The 3,506-nt window shown below is 43.9% G+C and carries 2 protein-coding genes and 1 pseudogene; all 3 read left to right on the top strand.

Features of this window, described 5'->3' with window-relative positions; translation table 11 throughout:
* Positions 1-422: gliding motility-associated C-terminal domain-containing protein (locus ASE55_RS03200; protein WP_131726113.1), on the top strand; the 422-nt coding region annotated here is incomplete at its 5' end.
* A gap of 139 nt (positions 423-561) precedes the next feature.
* A complete protein-coding gene (locus ASE55_RS03205; RefSeq protein WP_128414492.1) occupies positions 562-2,700 on the top strand; it encodes an Ig-like domain-containing protein in 2,139 nt (712 codons plus the stop codon).
* Positions 2,637-3,506 (top strand): annotated as a pseudogene (locus tag ASE55_RS03210) (gliding motility-associated C-terminal domain-containing protein); the annotation flags it as partial. The gene ASE55_RS03205 and the pseudogene ASE55_RS03210, both read left to right, overlap by 64 nt.

The raw sequence follows: 3,506 nt of genomic DNA on the forward strand, positions 1-3,506 counted from the left end.
CTCCTTACCAGTATGCAGTGGATTCACCGACCAACTGGCAGGATTCAAATGTATTCACCGGACTTACCAGAGGGCAGCATACATTCTATGTAAAAGATGCCTACAACTGTACGCCGGTTTCCGTGGAGGTTACGGTACCGAACCTGATCAATGCCATCACCCCGAACGGAGACAATAAAAATGACTTCATCGATTACAGTGAGCTCGCTTATAAGGACAACCTTTCTTTCGTGATCTATGACCGGTACGGAAACAAGATCTTTACCGGGGAGAAGTTCAACAATTACAAGTGGGACGGTAAGCATTATGATAAGAAACTGGTAACCGGAACCTACTGGTACCATATCAACTGGAATGAACCGAATAAAGACAAGACACCAGTTAAATATACCGGATGGATCTTAGTGAAAAATATAAATTAAACATTAGTTTACAATTAATTATAGACTGCGATTGATAAAATCGCAGTCTTTTTATTAATCAATAAAATATTTTTCATGCATAATATAAAGAAGTTACCAAATATTCTGTTATTTTTGTAATAATCCTAATTCCATAATTATGAAAAGATTTCTATTGTCTTTTGTGTTGATGCTGTTCAGTGTCAATACACTCTTTGCACAAAGGGATACAGAGCACTGGATTGCGCCTTTCTACGCATCCACTTCCGGATATACCAATGCGTTATATCTTTCCACGGACTCTACAACTCCTTTTGAGGTAAAAATCTACAGTAATAACAATGTGATCCAGACGGTTACCATCAGCAAAGGAAATCCGCTCTCCTATACTGTAGCGGCCAACTTAATTACAGCTACGGCATCAGCGGATGCACTCCAGGTCATTAACAAAGGGCTTTATCTGAAAGGCGACAAACCTTTTTACTGTACCTTAAGATCTGCGCAGGGATCCCATGGTGAAATCATCACATCAAAAGGAAAAGCCGGGATCGGTAAATTATTTTATGTAGCCAATCCGCCCAACACGACTGCCGGAAACGGTTCTTCCAATAACTTTACAGCCGGAATTTTAGCCACGGAAGACAATACGCTGGTTACCGTTTCCTGGACGACTACAGGATTGGTATTTATCGGAGGAACACCTCCAGGTAACTCTCAGTCATTTACCCTGAATAAAGGCCAGTCATATATTTTGGCAGGAAACAACGGAACGGCTGCGAACCTTACAGGATTTATCGGGGCAAAGGTTGTTTCCGATAAACCGGTGACGCTTACCAACGGAAGTTCAAACGGTAACTTCGGAGCGCTAAGCTCCAGTGGATCTGATTTGATTATGGACCAGTCCGTTCCCGTAGAAAGGCTTGGAAATACTTTTGCCATGGTAAAAACAAGATCTACCGCACCTTCTGAAAATATGGAAGGCGGAATTGTAATTGCCACAGAAGACAATACACAGATTTTTGTAAACGGTGCTACAGCTCCGCTTGCTACCATTAATGCAGGACAATGGTACCGGATTAATGAAACCAGTTATATTGAACAGACAGCGGGAAGCGGCCATTTCAACATGCTTGTTTCCACTTCAAAAAATGTGTATCTGTATCAGCTGGTGGGCGTAGGCTCAGCGAACAATACAGGAGGATACAACTATATTCCGCCGTTAAACTGCTTTTTACCGAGAAAAATTGATGAGATCGGGAAAATCAACGAGATGCCCGGTGTAGGTGGCATTACCCTAAAACTGAATATTTTAACAGAAGCCGGAGCCGCCGTTACAGTAAACGGGACCGCACCAACGGCAGCACAAGGACCTTATCCTTTAACAGGAAATACGAATTGGGTAACGTATGCCGTAGAAGGAATTACGGGCAACATAACGGTAACTTCTACCAAAGCGGTAACCGCAGGTATAAACGGAGGCTACAGTACAGCCGGTTACGGCGGATATTTTGCCGGATTCTCTTCCATACCCGTGATTGCCAAACAGACCGGAGACTGTATTCCCGGAATTATTCTTGAAGTAGACGACAGCTATGAAACTTACCAGTGGTTCATTAACGGCGTTGCAATCCCGGGCGCTACACAGTACACCCATACCCCGGCTGTTGCAGGAGACTATACGGTAAAAGTAACTATGGGAACATGCCCTCCGGTTACAACACCTATCTTTAAGGTATTCTCATGTGTAAGAAATACCACGGCTGCCTTAAATGCCTGTGCTACCAAAGTGATTGCCCCTGCATTCTCATTCACCACAACACAGACGCCGGTAGCAAGCACCGTAAACATCCTTACCTATCCTACCCACGGAACGGCTACGCTCAATGCGACAACAGGACAGATTACCTACATTCCGAATCCTGGGTATACCGGACCGGACACCATTGTCTATCAGTTCTGCGGCAATGCCCCTGAGTTTATCGACTGTGAGCATGTGACCTTAAACCTGAATGTTGTTCCTTTCATCTTATCGGACAAAACTATTAAAGCGTGCCAATATAACGGAAAAGGGTTCTTTGATCTTACCACAGCCGCTGTAACGGATTATACTCCGGTCGTAAAGAAATTCTATCTGACTCTGGCAGATCTCAATGCAGCAACCAATGAAATAACCAATCCTACCAATTACCTTTCTTCAGAAGGATCGGTGTATGTAAAAGTAACCACCAGCGAAGGATGCGTGGTAAAGCATGCCAGTACAACGGAAAAGGATTTTTCGATCTTACCACRGCYGCTGTAACGGATTATACTCCGGTCGTAAAGAAATTCTATCTGACYCTGGCRGATCTCAATGCAGCAACCAATGAAATAACCAATCCTACCAATTACCTTTCTTCAGAAGGATCGGTGTATGTAAAAGTAACCACCAGCGAAGGATGCGTGGGCAATGCAAAGATCACCCTKGCCTTCCTGCCTGCCCCGGTAGTCAACGAAGCCACCATGAGTGAGTGTTTCCTTGAAACCGATGAAACAAAAGCTGCRTTCAACCTTACAACAGCCAATGTTTCTGCAGAAACCCCGATTACGAAAAAGTATTACCCTACTTTTACGGATGCCAGCAACAATACCAATGAAATCCTGAATGCCGATACTTATATTTCCGGGAATACAACGGTTTACGTAAGGGTATTTAACAGCAACCAGTGTTACGCCATTGCCAAGCTGAAYTTAAAAGTAATCCCTCCGAAAAGATCGACTGTCCTGGCTGACAAAATWATCTGTATTGACGGCAGGACCAATCTTGATGCAGGGCCGGGATATGCTTCTTATGAATGGAATACAGGCGCCACAACCCAGGTACTTGAAGGCGTAACAGTCGGGGAATACTGGGTAATCCTGGAAGATAACGGATGTTTTGTTAAACAGATAGTGAGCGTTAAAAAAGCTCTAGATCCTGTCATCACAGAAATTGAAATTTCCAACAATACGGTAACGGTAAAAGTAACCGGAGGCAAAGCTCCTTACCAGTATGCAGTGGATTCACCGACCAACTGGCAGGATTCAAATGTATTCACCGGACTTACCAGAGGGCAGCATACATTCTAT

It is taken from the genome of Chryseobacterium sp. Leaf201, assembly GCF_001421435.1.
Classification (GTDB): domain Bacteria; phylum Bacteroidota; class Bacteroidia; order Flavobacteriales; family Weeksellaceae; genus Chryseobacterium.